Source organism: Cerasicoccus frondis, assembly GCA_031296915.1.
Classification (GTDB): Bacteria; Verrucomicrobiota; Verrucomicrobiia; order Opitutales; family Cerasicoccaceae; genus Cerasicoccus; species Cerasicoccus frondis.
The window spans coordinates 1-19,398 of record JAVDPC010000046.1; the positions used below are offsets into that span (position 1 = coordinate 1).

The following is a 19,398-nucleotide window of genomic DNA, read 5'->3' on the forward strand; positions in this document are numbered from 1 at the left end:
AGTGGACAGCGGACGCAGATCTGATCCTCGGTAAGGTTCAGTATTTATGCAGCGAACTTCGCTGACACCACACTAGAAGCCCTTGATTTCGAAGAGGCTGGTGACCGATTCGTTACTGTGAATGTGCATGATCGCCTTGCCAAGAAGCTCAGCAACGGACAGCACCGTGATCGGCAAATCACGCGGCTCGATCGGCGTGGTGTTCGTCGTGATCAGCTCATCCAAAACACCGGCCTGCTTGCCCAAGCGCTGGTAACCAATGTCGTTCAAGACGCCGTGGCTGACGGCGGCGCGCACGCTGTTGGCGCCGCTTTCCTTAATCAGCTTCGCAGCAGCCAGGAGCGTGCCCGCAGTCTCAGTCATGTCATCGACGAGGAGCACATCTTTGCCTTCCACGTCGCCCACGAGACTGGTGGCTTCCACGTCGGTGGCGCTGGTGCGCTTTTTGGCGACAAAGCCCAACGGCGTCTTCAGCATCTCGGCATAAGCAGCGGCCATTTTCATACCGCCAACGTCCGGCGAATAAACCACGAGGTCGCTTTCCAACTTCAGTTGCTGGAGGTAGTGCGAGAAAACGGGGGCCGCATACAGATGATCGACGGGTAGGTCAAAGAAACCCTGAATTTGCTGCGCGTGCAGGTCCATGGTGAGCACGCGGCTGGCGCCGGCAGCGGCAATCAGATTGGCCACGAGCTTGGCCGTAATGGGCACGCGGGGCTGATCCTTGCGGTCCTGCCGCGCATAGCCGAAGAACGGCAACACAGCGGTGATCCGGCTGGCCGAGGCGCGACGGGCGGCGTCGATCATGATCAGGAGCTCCATCAGGTGATGGTTGGCCGGGCCGCAAGTCGGCTGCACGAGAAATACATCGCGTCCGCGAATATTTTCGTCGATGCGCACGAAGGACTCCCCATCGGGGAAGGTCGTGACATGCGCCTTGCCGAGACGGCAGCCCAAGTACTGGCAGATTTCCTCTGCAAGCTTGGGATTCGCGTTCCCGGTAAATACTTTTAGTTCCTGTTCTTTCATGCCGTGGGTTTCGAAATCGAGAGTGTCAGTCAAAGCGGAGAAGAAATTCAACGATTAGGTAACGCTTGGCGAGTTTTTCCTCAAAAAACACTCCCTAGTGCGAAGAGACCATGGCCTCCTCGATTTTTTCGATGCGCTTGAAGAGCTCGGGCAGTCGTTTGGACAGGATGTGGATGCGATTGGCGAGCGACGCCTCGAGCGCGGGACTGCCACGGTAATACTTGCCTGGCTCGCTGTCGAAATGCATCCCCCCCTGCGCGCCGACGATGGTGCCCGCCGCCAGCTTGAGGTGTCCAGTGATGCCCGCCTGCCCCGCCAGCACCACGTGGTGCTCCAGCACCGTGCTGCCCGACACGCCAGCCTGCGACACGATCAAACAATGCGGGCCGATCTGGCAGTTATGCCCGATCTGGACGAGGTTATCGATCTTGGTCCCCTCCCCGATCCGCGTGCAATTGAAGCGGGCGCGGTCGATCGTGGAGTTGGAGCCGATTTCGACGTCATTCTCAATGACGACATTGCCAATTTGCGGCACTTTTTCGTGGATGCCAGTTGGGCTTTCGTAGCCGAAACCGTCTGAACCGATGACCGTGCCGGCGTGAATGCGCACGCGGTCCGCCAGCTCGCAACCAGCGTAAATCACCACAGACGGGCGCAGCCAACATTGCTCACCGATAACGACATCGCGACCAACAAAAACCTGCGCCTGCAACCAGGAACCCGCGCCAATTTTCGCGCCTTGCTCCACCACACAGCCCGGGCCAATGTGAGCGCCTTCGCTAATTTCGGCTGTCGGGTCGACGACCGCGCTTGGGTGAATGCCCGGCTCGGGCCATGGCCACAACTGCGCCTCCAACGCCCCGCAAATGCGCGCCAACGCCAGTGAAGGATTCTGCACGCGCAGGAAACACTGGTTTGCCTTTGGCTCTCCCTCGTATTCCGGTGATATCAGGATCACGCTGGCCTGGCTTTCCTTAACTTCGGGCGTGTATTTCTTGTTGCCCAAAAAAGAGAGATCGCCCGAGGCGGCGTCCTTCAGCGCCGCAATGCCGGACACGACGCCGTCATAGGCGCCGACTACGTTTTCGGCCCCGCTTAAGCTCTGGAGTTGCGCTACGGAAAAAGCGATTTGCATCGCGCACCAGATTCAAGACCCGATCCCAGGATGGCGAACATTTTATCCGCCGACGGCCCGATTGTGCATAAAAAAGCCCCGGCGACTTCCATCGACCGGGGCTGAAATTTAGCTAGGCGAAACGCTTATGGCTTGTCCGCGTTGAGCTTGGTCATCACATCGTCGGTGATGTCCATTGCTTCGCTGGAGTATACGACGGCGAGCCCCTGAGTGTTCAGCACGAGGTCGGCGCCTTTGGACTTGGCGACCTCAGTGACGACAGCCTGGATGTCCGACAAGTGAAGCTCGGTGATGGCCTGACGACGCTGCTGGAGCTGACGGTCCGTGGTTTGACGGAACTGGTTTACGTCGCGCTCTTTCTGCTGGATCGTCTTGATCTTTTCCTGAGCTTCCGCAGCGATCTCCTTCTTGCGTTCATCGGAGATGGCCGGGCTGGAGGACTCAGCCTGCAGTTCCTGCAGAGACTCAGTCATTTGCATCCCTTCGGAGATCATGGTCTGGATTTCCTGCTGTGCGTTTTCGATCGAGCTTTGGAACTTCGCTTCGGCTTCCTTGGCCTTCCAGTAGCCGTCGTAAAGCTTTGCGACGTTCACCGTGAGGATGACCGGGGAGTTCTGCGCAAAGGCCACGCTCATGGCGCCAAATGCGAGGAGTGTGATCAGGATTTTTCTCATAATTACGATGTGTATATGCTAGGGCGTCTAAACAATATGTTAGAAATAGAGACGATTGAGGTATCAGGCCCAGCCAATGCTGACAAGCGGATTAAAAAACCGTTCCGAACGAAAAATTAAAGACCGGACCGGTTTGATCGTTGAACTTGTCGGTGTGGATCGGCCATGCGAGGTCCAGGTTAAGCGGTGAGCCAAGGAGCATGATAATCAAACCAACGCCGACGTCGTCATTCCAACCACCGGATGAGGCAGTGGTGGTGGGACGATTACCGCTGGACGGAATGAAAATCTGACCGCTGTTGGTGATCGGCTGATTGGGAGCCCAGTCGCCTGCGTCGGCGTTGACGTAGCCGCCATCATAAAAGATCTTGAAACCGAGCTGCTCGATGAAGCGGAAGATGTATTCCACCTGGACCATCGCCATGGTGTCGCCACCCAGCGGTTCGCCGGAAATCGGGTCTTTTGGGCCAACGTCGCGGTATTCGAAGCCGCGCAGCGTGTAAGGTCCACCCAGGAAGTATTTATCGAAGAACGGCACCCCGTCATCATAAGTTTCCAGTTGGCGAGAGCGCTCATTGTAGAATACGCCCGTTTCACGCTTGGTCGGGATGACGGTGCCGGTTCTGGCATGCAGGCGGATCGTCTGGTCAAACGTCTCGAAAGTTGGGATGTATTGCGTGGCGCGGACTTCCTGGCGGACGTAATTGGTGTCACCGCCGAGGCCAGTGCCAGCCAACTCGGAAATGTACTGAAGGCGATTTCCACTGGTGGTCCAGAGCAGGTTATTACGTGTGTCACGCAGGAGATCGAAGCCCACCTTGGATGTTAGTGTCACGCCCTCTTCCTGCTGGATAACAGGGGAAGCGAAGGGGTTCACGTCCTTAATATCCACCGACTCAAAGGTGTAGGACAAGCGGCCTTCCACGAGTTCGAAGAGGCGCTTGCGGAGGTAAACCTCGATGCCCATCCGGAGTTCATTGTAATTCGTGGACAAGTAATCCGACTCAGTGCGGAAGAGGTTGAAACCAGCCGCCAACTCACGTTGATAAACCCATGGCTCTTCGAAAGAGAGGAGCACTTCGTTGGACTCAAGACCGATCGACAGGCGCAGACGGAACTTCTGGCCGCCGCCTTGGAACATCGAGCGGTAGTTGAAGATGTCGAAGTTGCTTTGGGTCAATTCCGCGAAAGCCACGATAGACTCCACCGAGCTGAAACCGGCGCCAAAGGTCAGGTTACCCGTGCTGCCTTCCTTGACCGTTACACGCAGGTTGCGGCGGTTGGGCAGGTTGGTCGCTTCCGGGGCCAGATTGACGGACTCGAAGAAACGGGTGTTCTCCAAACGGGACTGGCTGGCCTTCATGCGGACGAGGTCAAACACGTCGCCTGGCGCGAGCGCCAATTCACGGATGATCACGTTATTCCGGGTCTTGGTGTTGCCCTGCAGAGTGATCGTTTCGACGTAAAACTGCTCCCCTTCGGTGATGACGAAGGTCAGGTCGATGGTGCCCTCTTCCACATTCGGCAAGCGCTCGATGCGCACAAAGGTGTCGAGGTAGCCGATCTGTCCGTAAAAGTCTTTAAGCAGCTCGACGTCTTCATCGATTTTCTTCGGCGAAAAGTAATCGCCAGGCTGCGTGGCCAAAATACTGACTAGACGTTCTGAAGTGAAAAGCTTGTTACCTTCGAACTGGATATCTCCAACAAAATAACGGCGTCCTTCGTGCACGGTAATCACGATGTCCAGCTCACCTTCGGACGGGTATTCAAGCACAACCTCCGACTCGGGGATTTCCACGTCGAGGTAGCCTTCGTTCTTATAAAAGTCGCGCAGCGTCTCCAAGTCGTTCTGGAAAGTTTCCTCCTGCAGACGGCCACCGCCGATGAGCCAGGACCAGAGCCAAAAATATTCCTCGGTCTCCATCTGGTCGCGCAGTTCACCCGAGCTGTAGTGCTCGTTGCCGACAAACTCGATGTTGTCGATGTCGAGTTTGTCACCCTCGTCGACCACGAAAACGACCGTAGCGGTGCCGGTGTTGTCGTTGCGATCAATGCGGTAGCTGACTTTCGCGTTGGTGTAGCCGTCTTCCTGGAGCAGATCAAAAATCTTGGTGGAGTCGCGCTTCACCTGCACCTCGTCAAGCGGGAGGCCATCGGCGGTTTCCACGTCATCCTCGAAATCATCCGGATCGGTGTCCTTGAGGCCTTCATACTCGACCTTGGTCACGCGGTATTTTGGCACCACGACAAAGATCAACTCGAAGTTGCCGCTCGGCAGTGTCGTGCGCCGCGCTTCAATAAACTCAAATAATCCACTTTGGTAAAGCGAACGGACCGATTTATCGACCTGAGTCTCCGCGTAAGGCGTGCCTACGCGCTGCTGAATGTGGGCGTAAATATTTTGCTCACTTACGTTTTTAAAGCCTTCGAACTGGATATCGATTTTTTCGACAACCGGCGCGGGGCCTGTAGTTTCCTGCGCCCAGCCAAGCTGGGGCGCTAGAACGATCGTGAGCAACAGGAAAGCCTTGACTGTCCAGTCAAGCAGGTTGTGGCGTGTAGTTTTCAAAGCGCGTCAGGTTCTTCGTGAACATTAAAGGCACGGTTCCTACCGGGCCATTGCGTTGCTTGGCAATGATTAAATCGCGCGCAACCGCGTCACTGGCAAGGTCTTCCTGTTCATCGAACTCCCGAGGCTTCGAAATTAGCAGGATAACATCGGCGTCCTGCTCGATCGATCCAGACTCGCGCAGGTCGCTCATACGCGGCTGCCGCTTCTCTTTTTCACTCTCGCGGTTGAGCTGTGCGAGCACGATGACGGGCACGCCGAGCTCTTTGGCCATACCCTTCATGCCACGGGAAATTTCCGCAATCTGCTGCTCTCGGGGAATGTTGTTGTCGCCCGCAACGAGCTGCAGGTAGTCGACCATCACCAGGCCGAGCTTGTGCTGGTTGGACAAACGACGCGCTTTGGCGCGGATTTCGAGAATCGTCAGACCGGAGCTGTCGTCGATGAACAGCGGCGCCTGTTTGAGCTCTTGCGCGACTTTGACGAGGTCTTGCTGTTTTTCCTTGGGCAAAAAGCCTTCACGCAGCTTCGACATGTTTACCCGGGCGCGGCTGCAAAGCATACGCACGGCCAACTGCTCAGAGGGCATTTCCAGCGAAAACACCAGCGTCGCAGCCGCCTCGCCATTGCGCGGGAAGAGCGCCCCCTCCACCATGTTGAGCGCAATCGACGTCTTGCCCATGGAGGGACGAGCGGCGACGACGATCATTTCCGCCGGGTGCCAGCCAGTCGTCATCTTGTCCAAGTCGATGAAGCCCGTGGTCGTGCCGGTGATTTCGCCGCGGTTTTCATACATTTGGTAGATCATCCGCATGGCGTCGTCGACGGTCTTCTCGACGGGCTGCGCGGCGTCAGAAATCCGGTCTTCGCTGATCTTATAGATGCTTTGCTCGACGTTTTCGATGAAGGCCGTCACATCATCCGGGCTCTCAAAAACGCCTTCAATCGTGCGGTTGGAGAAGCGGATCAACTCGCGCAGCAAGTGGTATTCCTTGATGCGGTCGATGTAGTGCGGCAGATGCGCCGTGGTGCTGATCTGGTCGGTGACTTCAAACAGGTAGGCGTCGCCGCCGATTTCCTCGAAGCGCTTGGTGCGGGTGAGCTCATCGCGCAGAATGACTTCGTCAATCGGCGTCGAGTTGTTGTAGAGCTCGGTCATCACCTCGAACATCAACTGATGCTTCGGGCTGTAAAAACACTCAGCGCGGAGCTTCTCCTGAATGCACTGGGCCATCGTGTCGGCGCCGCCTTCCAGCAGAATACAGCCCAGGAGCGCCTGCTCCAGACGCAAGTCGTGCGGGACCACGCGGTCCCCTGCATAGTGGTCAAAATCTGCTTTGTCTTTCTTGTCGAACGAACGCGACTTGCGCTTGGTGTCGGGCATCGGATCAGCATTGAGAATGGCCACCCCGGCTTCAAGAAAAACGGACTAAGAATTTAATAACATTCGCCTGTGAATAACCAATCCCCGAAATAAAAAGGGCAGCAGCCGAGTGTGAAGACCTCACCTCCACCCGCGCTACTGCCCTACCCCTAAAGAAAATTTAAAAGCAGCTGATGCTGTGGCTGGCTTATTTTCGACGACGCTGCAGGCCGACCAGGCAAGCCAGGAGCCCGCCAAAAATCAATGCGTAGGTCGACGGCTCCGGAATCGTCGATGCCCGAACCGCTTCCAAGGCGGTTGAGTCCAAAATGCCGCTGTAAACCCGAACATCGTTGAACAGCGCAGTGGGCGTGCGGTCCGAAGGCGTCACGGGCGTTCCGCCGACTTCCAGATTTAACGGACTTGCTGCAATCGAGCCTGTTTTGCTGAGCGTTGAATTAAGACCAACGCTTGTGGCTTCGTCTCCGCTGTAGAAGAGCACATTGTCGCTGCCCAAAGTCGCATCATAGGTCACTGCGAGAAACAACCACTTGTCGCTGACGTAATTAGAGCTGATCGACTGCACCGCGCCCGACGTGCTGTTGACGCCAAATGCCAAACGGAAGGAATCCGGATCGCCATCGGTTCCAGTGACGTAGTTTTGCAGGTAAAGGTCAAAACCGGCGTTCGAGGCGCTGGAGATGTTCGAGATGAGGCGATCGCCAGAAGCGCCAACGTCGACGTTAACCCACATCGTAATGGTGATCGCGCTGAGGCCAAAGTTTCCGCCCGTTTCTGCGAAGAAATAATCATTCGTGCCGGGGCCAGTGGACAGCGCCTGGTCAAAAACGCCTACGCCGGTTCCTGAGGTCGAATAGCTGGCGGCGCCATTTAAGGAGCCGTCGACATCGAGCGAGCCGGTGTCGACGCCGGAGCCATCCAGGGTGTAGTGAGAAAGCAACGTCTGGCCGTGAGCCGTCGCTGCGAGAGCGCCAGCGGCCAGCATTAGCACGGGAATTCGGTTAGCCGTGAGGGTATTGAGAGTGCTCATGAATCAAGGGTTGTTAGTGGGATGAGTTACGGAGTTAACGAGAAACATAATCAGCTACTGGATTCATTTAGACAAAGTTATAGACTTGCCAGAATTGCTTAAATAATTGTGAAATTCACTCATGCTGCGTGCAGGGCAAAATGAGCTTCGGTATATCGATTGGAACAACCTTCATTTCGAATTGGAGTGGATCTATGAAGGCTCGCCGCCGCTGCGGACGCACGTCGTGCATCATCCGTTTCCTGGCTTGGGCGCTTGGCTGATCCGCCAAGGCTCGATTAGCATCGAAGGCGACGGCGTCAGCATCACCGGGCACGCTGGCGACTGGATTTTCCCTCCGTTTCGGCAAGACGTCCGCACCCTCAGCGACGACCTCGTCATCCTCTCGCTGCGTTTTCAAGCCACCTGGGGCGGAGACAACGAGCTGTTCCAGGAGAGCATTCCCAGGCTCTGTCGGGCCCGCGATTTCCCGAGATTGGAGCGAAGCGCCAAGGCGCTCATGCGCGCTGCCGGAGAACCGCAGACTGCGCGCAAAAACGACTTTAAATTTCAACCCGTCGATGTTCACCAATACGCCAAGGTTCATCGCGTATTCCTGAGCTGGATACAGGTTTACCTGAGCACGATGCTGAAACTTGGCGCCGAGCTGCATCGGGTGAAAATTTCGGATGAGCGCGCCCGCCTAGCCAAAGTCTACCTGGACACGATGCCGATCGAAACGCCGATGCGGGAAACGGATCTGGCAAAACGAATCGGCATCAGCGTGGCGCAACTCAATCGCATCTTTGTCAAGGACATGGGCGTAACGCCGATCGCGTATTTCAATGATCGGCGATTCAACGCCGCCAAAGAATTACTGGTGAGCTCCGCCACCCCGATTAAGGAAATTTGCTACGAGCTGGGCTTTTCCGATCCGGCGAATTTCACCAACTGGTTCCGCGCCAAGACCAAGCTGAGCCCCAAGGCGTTTCGGCGCGAGGCCATGCGCGTGACTGAATAAGCATCTTAAAAGCAAAACGCTGGCCCCCCGGGGGGGGGGTAAATCCGCCGCAATTGTTTATCAAAGAACACTGGCCTACCCGCCCGCTCGCCGGGACGAGGCGCAGGTGGGGCGCAGGCGGCTCAGGGGCTGCCTACCGGAGCGGCGGATAACTCCGTCGCTCACACGTCGACGCTGCGCTGACCAGGCTGGCATAAGGCGTCGTGCAGAGAGAGGGTCGGACAAAACTGGGCGTCGCGAGGCTGGTTGCTGTCACCAAGTCAGCCTGCGAATAAGCCCGCTTGCCCGTCACGCAATGCACGCGGCCCGAATGGCCCCGCATGGCGTCGATTGGGATACCTCGGCCAACGTGCCGTTGGATCCAGAGTTTGCCGCAATGCAGCAAAGGCGAAATTGATGGGAGTGTGGTGCATGGAATGGGGGGGGGATGTGGATAAGGTTTGTAGGGTGAGTAAGGTGGGTTAATGTTTTGGGGAGGTGCGTTGGCCGTAGCATAGGCGTCCCGCCTGTGCCCTGACTCCATCTAACCGAAACAACACAGGCGGGACGCCTGTGCTACGGCGAAGCGGGCTCCGGTTGTTCGAATGCACGGCGCCTGAATCAGTGATCAATAACACACTAATCAAAAGACGCGTCGCGCCAATCAAAAAGTGAACGCACGAGCATTTCATTAGTGAGTAGCTTTCACTAATAATCCACGCTGGTAATCAACGACTTACGCACACGAATGCGCCCGTTTCAGTTGGCGATACCGAGCGTTACGGCGCCCTCTGGGAAGTAACAGCCTTATAGGGCTTCAATTTTCTCGCGAACCGCTTCGATCAAATATGCAGGCGTTGAAGCGCCCGCAGTCAATCCAACCGTGTCGTATCGGGTCAAACTGCTGACATCCAACTCTTCCGGAGATTCAACGTGAAATGCGGGCAGTCCCTTTTTCTCCACCAAGGTAGCGAGCTTAATCGTGTTTGCGGAATGACGTCCCCCGACTACGACGACTGCGTTAGCGCCCTGCTCGATCAAAACATCAATGTCCGCCTGTCGTTCACGGGTGGCGCCGCAAATGGTGTCCAGAATGATCACTTTGGGAAACCGCTCACGCACCAAAGCCGCCAAACGCTGAAATTCGTCCACAAACATCGTGGATTGCGAAACCATGCAAACGTTGTCGCCCAATTCCGGCAGCGCTTCGATGTCCGCCTCATTGCTAATGACGTGCCCTCCGCTGGTCGCATAGCCCAAAATACCGATCACTTCCGGGTGCTTGGGATCGCCAAAAATGACCACTTGATACCCCTTGCGCGCGTGAAGTTTTACTTTGCCCGCAATAATGCCCACATCGGGGCAAGTGGCGTCCTTAAAGGTCAGGCCCAGATTTTTCAAGTAGGCCCGGCGCTCTGGAGACACCCCATGCGCCCGCACGACCATGACGTCGCCCGCCTCTTGTTTGACCGAAAGCGGCTCCTTGCTCTGGTAGTCGCCGACCTCACGAATGCCCTCCGCCTCAAGCTGTTCCATCATTTGGCGGTTATGGATGAGTGGACCATCCGTGTACACGCGGCGTTGGCCGTCTGTATTTTTTCGGGCAATGTCAATTGCGCGTTCGACTCCCCAACAGAAGCCCGCGCTCGGTGCGGTGATTACATTCACGGGCCCCAATATGCGCGAAAAAACTCACGGGTCAAATACCGTAACCCAATTTTAAAACAGCCTCGCTTGAATTACGGAACGAACCTAGCTAGTGACTCTCTTATGTCGCGATACCTTTACGCGTTTGTTTTTCTGCTATTCACGCTGACTTGCCTGCCCGCACGTCAATTTACAGTCGTCGTCTACAACGTCGAAAATCTCTTCGATGCGGATGGCGTTGCACAGTATGGCGACTACCAACCGGGCAACTTGTCCCAGCCCTACCCCTATTCGCCACGAAAAACACTGACGAAGATTCAGAACATTACCCGCGTGCTGGAAAACTTCAACCGCGGCGAAGGTCCAGAAATCATCCTGTTTCAGGAATTCGAACTCGACCGCACGCCGGAGTCCACCGTCACAGACTACGCGGCTTTTCTGGAGCAATACCAAGACACCACTGTCGATCTGATGCTCACCGAGCAATTCGATGAAGCGATCGCTGGCCTGCCGGTAGACGCGCTGACGCTAAAGTATTTCGAAGATCATGGGCTAAAGGGCTACCACATTGCCGTGCCGGAGCCGCTCGATCCTTTCGAAGATTCGCCAGCGCATAACAACGTCATCTTCACCAAGTTTCCGATCCTGTATGAGAAATCTCACCCCACCCCGAGCGCACGCGTGATTCAGGAAGTCGGCGTCGAAATCGACGGCGAAGAACTCATTCTTTTTAACAATCACTGGAAAAGCGGGGCCTCGAGCGCCAAAACCGAGGGCAAGCGCGTAGTAAATGCAATGGACCTCCGACTCGCCGTGGAAGCATTGATCATTGAAAATCCGCAGGCGGACATCCTCATCGCAGGCGACCTGAACACCTACTACAACGCTCCCCAGCATTTTCCACGTGAAAAGCCAGAGGAATGGGGCGGCGTGGAAGACTACGCCATCGAGGTGCTTGGTTCGCAAGGCGATGAATTCGCAACCCGTAAAGGCGACCGCATGCTTTACAATCTCTGGTTCGAACTGCCTGAAGAAAAGCGAGCGAGCGAGCTATACCGCGGCTACTGGGGCACGTTGATGGAAATCCTGATCACGCCGGGCCTCTACGATGGCCGCGGGGTGCATTATGTAGACAACTCATTTCGCGTAATCGCGGTTCCAGGCCTCAACGCCAACGGGCCTTGGAACGAACCCATTTCCTGGCATTTCGTCGGCGAGACCGGTGGCGGCTTTTCCGACCACTTCCCCATCGCGGTCACCTTATCCACCGACCCAGAGCCCCTGTTTCAGGCGCCATCCAGTCAAACCATGTCTGCGCCAACCAGCGTGCCAATGGTCGACTACAGCGATGTCAGAATAACCGCAGTGAATGAGTTCAACGGCCTGGTCAATCATGAGCCCGCCACGCTCTCCGCCAACATGGGCGAACTCTTTGTGGTCAGCGGGGAATACATCAGTAAAGATCCCTTCAAGGTGCGAGTCGGCGAAAACGAATACGAGTTGTATTCCTATGACGACGAAACCAGGGAAAAGCTCAAAAGGCATAGCACCGGTCGCAATATACGCTTCATTGGCCAGCTCGGCGAATACCACGGAAGACCGCAATTCGTGATCCACACCCGGCAGTGGCTACAGTAAAGCCCAAGCGCCAAAGCCATACCCTGCCCCGGCAACTCTATAGCGAATAGCAATTTTGCGAAACAAACTGAACACTACCGATTCTGACCAAGCGAGGCGCTATTCGGAATTTCGGTTGCGTATGGTCTTGATTGCGTTAACAGCGGCGGAACGGACACGGATGTCTTGACTACGAGTGTATGGCATTAGGGCGGATTCGTCTGAAGGAGTGCCCATTATTGTGAAAACGCCGATTGCGGCTGTCTTCAAAGTCGCAGGTTGAGAGGTCTTAAGGTATTGGATGGCTAGTTCCTTTGCCTCCGGGTCACCGAGGCGAGCGGAATACTCCAAAGCCGTCGTGCGAGCTGAGAGTTCGGCTCGATTGTCATCCGCAATTAGCAGTAAAAGCGCGGAGAACTGGTCACGGTCAAGAACATCGGGATTACTGTGCAGTTGGTAAAGACTGATCAAGGCTGTAGCACAATCGGGATGAACCACGTTTTCGGCTGTAGCCCACAAGAGGCTAAGGGCTTGAGCGCGGATTTCATCGCTGCTGGTCTGTTGAATGATCCTCGGAAGCTTTTGGAGGATGTAGCTTGGCCAGATGGTTCCCTGATCTTCGGCGATCATTGAAGACAATAAACTTTCATAGAGTTCATTCCAGTTCGGATACCGGTCCAATAGTATATCCGCAGTATCGTTTTTCAATGTAGCTAACTCCCCCTCAGAAGCTCGATCAGTAGCCGAATGCCTTGTAAGAAAGCGCAACAATGTGATCCGCTCATTTTCCCCCAGCGACAAACGCTCAAGTTTCGGAACTAGCTTTATTCGAGACTCGTATGTCGACTCCGTATTATTGCCTGCAATGATCTCAATAATCGCTGGTTGCGCACTTAGATTGCTAACGATAGTCAAAAATATAAATATCAACCTGTTCATTACATCTCGAAATCGCATTGATTTACATTAACGTAGGCAACTGCCTTCAATGCATCTTCAACAGTCAAATCACATGAAATCCTTGGTTTGGCAGCTAGCGCTTTTTGGGGTATGTTCAAGACATCTAGAATGACACACTTCGACAGGAGAGCATCAGGATTTCGTTGTTAAACAGTCGAAATGGCTAATTGTATCAAAACTCCTAAAGCACCCAGCTCCATATCCTACATAAAGCTATTTTTCAAACCGTTCTCTCCAGTACATGTAAGTAAAAATAGAATTAATCCATACAATAAACAACACAAAGCCAAGGTCATTGGAAAAAACTGCCAACAAAGCCATCCATACTGAAATTGCAACTGAAGCCAGTTTGGGAAGATTTTTTAACATCTTATTCAACGACACATGTTTCAGTTAAGCATATAAGCGCGAGTCCCCCTTCATACAGAGCAAGTCCAGCAACTCCGCCAGCTGCACCTCTTCCGTATCTTGCGTTCTGAGTCCATTTACGCACTCCACCAGAATTTCCAAAATTCATATATACATCCTTAGTAGCATGATGCATTCCTGCACCAGCGGCCAAACCCGCCCCGGCTTTGCCAAAAAAATCGCCCTGAAGTGAATTCATACACTCGCTCAACGTCTCACCTCTGGCTTCATGTAGGGTTTTTCTCTTTCCAACGACCCCTGGTGAAAAACAACATTCTCCAAATCTAGCGTTATAAATTTCCCCATTCTCTTTATCCCCACAGCATTGTTTACCACCATTCCTTACTGAGGTATATATCTTCTTTCCGCAGCATGCCTTTCTTTTTCCTTTCATTTCTTTGTCTCCACAACACTTTTTCTTTAGCCCTAAGAAATCGTGATTCCCAATTGGGTCATTATTAACAAAGCCGTACAAATTCCAGCCGCCTTCTTCGCCAAGCGGGTCCTTAGACAGCCAAGCTCCAATATTCATATCATAAAAACGATATCCATAGTATAGCAATTGCGTTTGAGTATCAGCATACTTTGTTGAAAAGTTATAGGGATTGAATGCAACAGCAGAGCCACTTGATTTAACCGATTCACCAAACGGTCCATATTCATATTCGGCGGATAGCATTCCAGTGGTGTTGAGCAATTGCCCAACATTGCCATTTGCGTCGTAGGTGTAGTAATAGTCATTTCCATTCAAATTCGCCATCAAGAGACCGCCAACGCCGCCTGCGCCTTGCAATGTATTGGAGAGATCGAGTCCCCAATAGAACGAATCATACGGGTTATAGGTGTCGTTGCCGGAATTCCACTCGAAGGTCATAACCATGTTCCAGCCATCATAGAGGAAGCGAGTCTTGGTTTCAGTTAGAGAACCACCACTATATTCACGCACCTGTTTCTGAATGCGACGCCCCATGTAGTCGTAAACGTAACTCACCCAAATTTCTCCATTGGCATCCGGGATGTCTGTGTCCGAGCTTCGATCGTAATTATCCGCTTCGATCAGACGGTTTTCACCGTTCCATTCGTAGGACCAGTCGCCATTCTGTGTCATGTTTCCATCGGTGTCGTGACTAATGGTGGCAGCGGGGTTCGTCACGCTGGCATACTGATTCAGCATATTGGCTCCCGCTTCGGTCTGACCGGAGTCCGCATAGTAATTCCGTGAAGCGCCTCCTTCGACGCTCGTAATACGATTACCGATTGTATCAAAGCCGTAATCGAAATCTTCCGCTGGAACGGCGGTTCCTGGATTATCAGGGTCCGACCCGGCATACCGCTCTTGAGAAGTCACCTGAGAGCGGGAATCATATCCCCAGATGCTCATTGCTGGCGAGGAAAAGACCTGCCCGGAATTCACCACGTCCGTCCGTTTGCCAGTCGAATCGTAGCGGTAAGTGTATTTCGATAAGGGATCGCTCGGCCCTTCGCTAATACGATGATTATTCACCTCCGTCCGCAAATTCCGCGTAGGCTCGTAAGAGTATTGAGCACGATGGATAGGACTCTCCACCTTATCCAATCCATTTGAATTCGTCACGTAGCTGTAATCGAAAGCAATCGGTGAGCCCGAAGCCGTGTCATTCGTAACTTCGCTCATGCGTCCCACGCCATCGTAATCGTAGGCAATGGAATAGACGGTTTGGTTGGACCCGGTCGGGGCGGTTACGATATCAAATCCACTATCTCGACCCACCACCCCAGAACTGGCGTATTGTCGATCCAAGCGAACAGTATCTCCGTAAAAATTGACAATTTCTTCGTAGTCGAGCCGCAGTGTCATTGCGCTATACTCGAATGATCGGCTACCAGCAGCATCAGTCACGGTTTTGATCCGTCCATCGCGGGTGTAGGTGCGAACAATGTCGGCTGTGTCTGCTTCAGAATAATCGATGTTCGTGAGGCGACCAGTATCAGCATTGTAAACATAACTGGTAGTTGGACCACGATTCCACGTACGTAACGTGATGCGTCCGGCATCATCATATTCGTATTCCGTCTCTTCGAATTCGGAGCTAGTCTTGTAGTAGCGCTTGGCGGATAGGACGCCTGAGGCATTATGATAAACCCACTCCGTGAGTGACGAATCGGTATAGCCGCTGTCAATATCCACTACTTCCGATCCATTATCGTAGGTCGGCCAACTCGCTGAGTCCCATTGAGCGATTTCGCTGGTTCCATGATTGCGGAACGTCACCATTTGCGCCAGTTGATTGTAGCTATTGTATACCCAAAGAGCCGGATAGGCCGCATCACCCCACTCCTTTGTCTGGTTTCCAAATAAGTCATAAGCATAACGGGTCGTCTGTGACAATGGATTGACCATGGTCGCTACCATGCCCGCACCAGTTTCGTTGTCGCTAAAATAAGTGTATTCGGTCCGGTTACTATCGGCATCATAAGTGTAGCGAACCTGATTTGAATTGGCGTAATATTCCCAGGTTGAGTATTTTTTAACGCTTGAAACGACGTGACGTGGATCGTGCGTGCCAGTTAAGCGCCCGAGCCCATCGTAGGTATGCTCGGTCATCGCCGCAACTGTCGATGGATTTTGCGCAACCTTGAGACCGTTCAACCAAATAGTTTTCGCATCTATGCTCGAATCAGGCTGATCGACAGTGGACGTGACTACTCGATTGGTGCGATCAATTTCCTCGGTTGCGATTCGCTTGTTGCCATATACATCGACCGCAACCATCTGAGACACCTGATTTCCACTCAAACCCGTCAACCGGTTGCGTTGTTCAGATACAACCACGGATGAGGCGCTATTGTCCTGATCATAAACCTTATTGCGCACGATTTCCCAATAACCCGCTGCCAAGCCGCCATCAGCCGCCAGATATTCAAACGAAGTGATCGATTCCGACATAGGTTCAGTTGAAGCAGCCTCCAATGCTGATGAGGAGTCATAGTCGATGCCAAATACTTCGAGCATTCCCAACGAATCGTATTCGTATACGATGGGCTTGCTTGCAGGCGAGCTGATCGATTGGAGTAAGCCGCCAGGCAGGTAAGTGTTGGTTGTCGTGGCGCCCGAACCGTCAAAGGTCTTCGTTTCACGAGACTTTAATCGACCCAGTAGATCGAAGGTTTCTACGACCATCCGGTCGGAGTTACTGGAAGAAAGGTAGTGAGTCGTCGTTGTTTGTGAACCGTCGAAGTTGACTTTATATTCATAGTATTCATCGACCACACCAGTGCCCGTCATGCTCTTCAGGCGTCCATCTTTATACTCTTCATAGATTACGGTAGAATCATCGGGACGCTTCACCGTGCGGATGCGATCATACTCATCGTATGTGTAATGAGTTTCATAGCCATTCTCATCCTTTTCCAAGCTTAAGCGCCCGTATGCATCTTTGCGAGTCGTGGATTCAAGTAGTAAGGCTCCCGCCGATGCGCTGTCTGTTCCGGGATAGATGCGCACAATAGTTTCGCCGTCGCAACCGCAAGTGATTTCGCCAAAAGTGCGGATGTACTCGCTCGTGATCACACCTTGGGCAGCATAGTCCTGATAAGCGGAAACGCCCGTCTTGCTCTCGGTGGCTAACCTGCCTAGATCATCATAGGTGTAAGTTGTTTCAATTCCTGCTTCATCGGTATAGGACTCCCGCTCACCGCCTAGCCAGTCATAATCGCTCAGAATGCGATAGCTAGAGGATGGCAAAAGTAATTCACGGACTTCGTCCACCAAATTTTGGTTCGTATAGGTATTCTGCATACGACCAATTTCTTGGAAACTTCCACTGATCAGCGCGTATCGCTTATTGAATGATTCCAATCCACGGTAGTCGTAAATCATTTCAGTCTTGGTCGATTTGCCGTCTACGCCGGAGGGTGATGCCGTGGAGGCTTTGGTAACCGATACGGTGAATAGTTCATCAAGGTTTGAGCTATTCAGAGCATAATCGTGAATATCGAGACGGCCATAGGGATCCGTAACAGATTTAAGACGACCAAGTGCAATAGGAGTCGGAGCGTCGCCACTGCCGTAGTATTCAGTAGTCGTCACCTCGTTTGAAGCCGTGCTGTATGTCGCATTGTTTTCCGTCGCTCGCTTTTCGATTTCCACCAAACCTCCCTGTGCGTTAGTGTAATAAGCATAGAATGTTTTCTCGATCACGACGGTTCCCACTGAAACCGTGACTTTACGTGCCCGAGTGTCGTAGGCGGTTGGAACATCCGATGGATCTTCCGGCGAATAACTGTATTGCGTGACTCGGTGGCTGGACTCAGCGTCACTTATTGACGAATTTTTCCAAGGCTCGATTTCCTTGGAAATGCGTCCTTCAGAGTCGTATTCGTATTTGACCCAAGAATCGTTCGGATAAGTCACCGACTGTAGATTGCCAAAGCCGTTCTGCCCGCTCGAGTCATAGTAACTGTAGGTGGTGATCAGCGGTTCCGCCGAGTCTGGATTCTGAATCTCCATAACTGTCTCATAGCCCCATTCAAAGAGTTTTCTTTGCTCTTCACGCTTGGATACGAGCGTATTCGATGAATCCCAAAGCTCGCGCACAAAAGTCTTAGTGTCCGTAGCTGGGTCCACGAAGGCATACTTTACTTCTCGATATGACGCGGAGCCACTGCCTTGAGTGAGACCCCACTCATCGGTACCATCCTCGTATTTGAAATCGGACACACGCTCAACATCATCCCAATTGCGGACCACACGCACCTCGTCGAAGAGACCGCTACCTGGATTGGGATTGAAGAAGTGGTAGTAGCAATATGGCTCACCTGACAAGGTATATAGTCCGGTCGCGGAATCTTGTGCGCCAATCTGGTCAAATGCATAGATATCAACTCTGAACCCCTCGATGGGATACCAGTCACAAGCGCCAGATGCTAAAGAAGCGCCACTTACGCCAACGACGAAATTATCAGCATCGGTGACCGAGATAACCGTTTTTAATCCCTCATAGGACGAATCTGGAGCATTACTGATGACGATGGCATCCCCTATGCGCAGGCCATGGCTGATTGTCTCAATAGTCGCTTCATCAGCAGACGTATTGGAGATGCTTTGGCCACTATTTGGACCATCAATGGGATCGACACCAAAACTGCGGGTTACATTGGCGAGGCCATGCGGGGATTTCACTTGGCGGATCGACTCAAGGCCAGAGACGAGCGTGGCGTCGCCTTCGAGAATGATTTCAAGCTCAGATTCAGTCGGCAAGAGCGCACCGGAAGTTCCTTTAATGTTCGCAACGATAGAACGTGCCAGCAAGGCTCCACTCGGTTGCCCACCATCGCGGTATTCCGTATGGGTGAAGGAGACTTCAAGACCAGCAGCAGTCGTGTAAAACGTGGGACGCCAAATTTCTTCACCGGATTCAAAATCATCAACCAAAGCATAGAGTAGTGTCGACTCGTCACTGAAATACTCACGCAAGTAGGTCGGTGTTCCCGTAGTTGCCTCCATTGAGGCATCTAGCTTTTGCAGTCTCAAGCGATTTTCTGCGGACTCGCTGGATGGGGAGGCGATGGAATTTGATCTAAAAGCGAACAAAATCACCTCACCGTCAGGTTGGTAAACTCGCCAGGAAGAGCCAGACTGCTTCACTTTACGAGTCGCCAGCGAGTTATAATACAAGCTCGTTGGCGAATAAATTTCCGGCGTTGGCTTTATTTTGCGGATACCGAAACCGTCCTCAGGCAGCCCTTCTACGAAGGGGATGCCGCCAAAATCGATCCAGTAGGAAAAGGATGAGTTACTGGCTCCCTTCTTCTTACAATCGCCATCGTCGTCATCCTTGTCAACTGGCTTGTTTGTCGGATTATTGGGCGTCGTTTGAGCTTGTACGGCGCACGGAAGGCCGAGAAGCGCAGCGAGTGAAAAGCAGATGAGTAATTTTCGGTAGAACATGCTGTGTGGAAAAGCTTAAATTTGCGTTTGCTATAAA

The 19,398-nt window shown here is 53.2% G+C and carries 11 protein-coding genes; 2 read left to right on the plus strand and 9 right to left on the minus strand.

Features of this window, described 5'->3' with window-relative positions:
• Positions 1 to 72: 72 nt before the first annotated feature.
• The 6 genes from RBB63_RS22505 to RBB63_RS22530 all read right to left on the minus strand — a co-directional run bounded on the left by RBB63_RS22505 (position 73) and on the right by RBB63_RS22530 (position 7,821).
• A complete protein-coding gene (locus RBB63_RS22505; RefSeq protein ID WP_343219141.1) occupies positions 73 to 1,029 on the minus strand; it encodes a ribose-phosphate diphosphokinase in 957 nt (318 codons plus the stop codon).
• A 94-nt stretch (positions 1,030 to 1,123) separates the two neighbouring features.
• A complete protein-coding gene (lpxD, locus tag RBB63_RS22510; protein ID WP_309387611.1) occupies positions 1,124 to 2,164 on the minus strand; it encodes a UDP-3-O-(3-hydroxymyristoyl)glucosamine N-acyltransferase in 1,041 nt (346 codons plus the stop codon).
• Positions 2,165 to 2,289: 125 nt separating this feature from the next.
• Entirely contained in the window at positions 2,290 to 2,838 is a 549-nt protein-coding gene (locus tag RBB63_RS22515; protein WP_309387612.1) for an OmpH/Skp family outer membrane protein, read from the minus strand.
• A 91-nt stretch (positions 2,839 to 2,929) separates the two neighbouring features.
• Positions 2,930 to 5,407: an outer membrane protein assembly factor BamA gene (gene bamA, locus RBB63_RS22520; protein WP_309387614.1), complete on the minus strand. Its 2,478-nt coding sequence runs from the start codon at positions 5,405 to 5,407 to the stop codon at positions 2,930 to 2,932.
• Complete coding sequence (dnaB, locus tag RBB63_RS22525; protein ID WP_309387616.1) at positions 5,379 to 6,791, minus strand: replicative DNA helicase; 1,413 nt, start codon at positions 6,789 to 6,791, stop codon at positions 5,379 to 5,381. Before dnaB ends, bamA begins: the two co-directional genes overlap by 29 nt.
• Positions 6,792 to 6,978: 187 nt before the next feature.
• Positions 6,979 to 7,821, minus strand: a complete 843-nt coding sequence (locus RBB63_RS22530; protein ID WP_309387617.1) for a LamG-like jellyroll fold domain-containing protein — start codon at positions 7,819 to 7,821, stop codon at positions 6,979 to 6,981.
• 121 nt (positions 7,822 to 7,942) lie between these two features.
• Between RBB63_RS22530 and RBB63_RS22535 the strand changes: the two genes are divergently transcribed.
• The gene (locus tag RBB63_RS22535; protein ID WP_309387618.1) at positions 7,943 to 8,821 is read left to right on the plus strand and encodes a helix-turn-helix domain-containing protein; all 879 of its coding nucleotides are present in this window, start codon (positions 7,943 to 7,945) and stop codon (positions 8,819 to 8,821) included.
• Positions 8,822 to 9,607: 786 nt separating this feature from the next.
• Here the strand turns inward: RBB63_RS22535 and ispH are convergent.
• Positions 9,608 to 10,468, minus strand: coding sequence for a 4-hydroxy-3-methylbut-2-enyl diphosphate reductase (gene ispH / locus RBB63_RS22540; RefSeq protein ID WP_309387619.1), 861 nt, complete (start codon positions 10,466 to 10,468; stop codon positions 9,608 to 9,610).
• A 102-nt stretch (positions 10,469 to 10,570) separates the two neighbouring features.
• On the opposite strand from ispH, the gene RBB63_RS22545 reads away from it, so the two are divergent.
• Positions 10,571 to 12,085 carry an endonuclease/exonuclease/phosphatase family protein gene (locus tag RBB63_RS22545; RefSeq protein WP_309387620.1) on the plus strand — a complete coding sequence of 505 codons (1,515 nt, stop codon included), beginning with the start codon at positions 10,571 to 10,573 and terminating at the stop codon, positions 12,083 to 12,085.
• Positions 12,086 to 12,184: 99 nt separating this feature from the next.
• On the opposite strand, the gene RBB63_RS22550 is transcribed toward RBB63_RS22545, so the two are convergent.
• Together RBB63_RS22550 and RBB63_RS22555 are read right to left on the minus strand one after the other, a co-directional pair.
• Positions 12,185 to 13,003 carry a HEAT repeat domain-containing protein gene (locus RBB63_RS22550; protein ID WP_309387621.1) on the minus strand — a complete coding sequence of 273 codons (819 nt, stop codon included), beginning with the start codon at positions 13,001 to 13,003 and terminating at the stop codon, positions 12,185 to 12,187.
• A 391-nt stretch (positions 13,004 to 13,394) separates the two neighbouring features.
• Entirely contained in the window at positions 13,395 to 19,361 is a 5,967-nt protein-coding gene (locus RBB63_RS22555; protein ID WP_309387622.1) for an RHS repeat-associated core domain-containing protein, read from the minus strand.
• Positions 19,362 to 19,398: the final 37 nt, after the last annotated feature.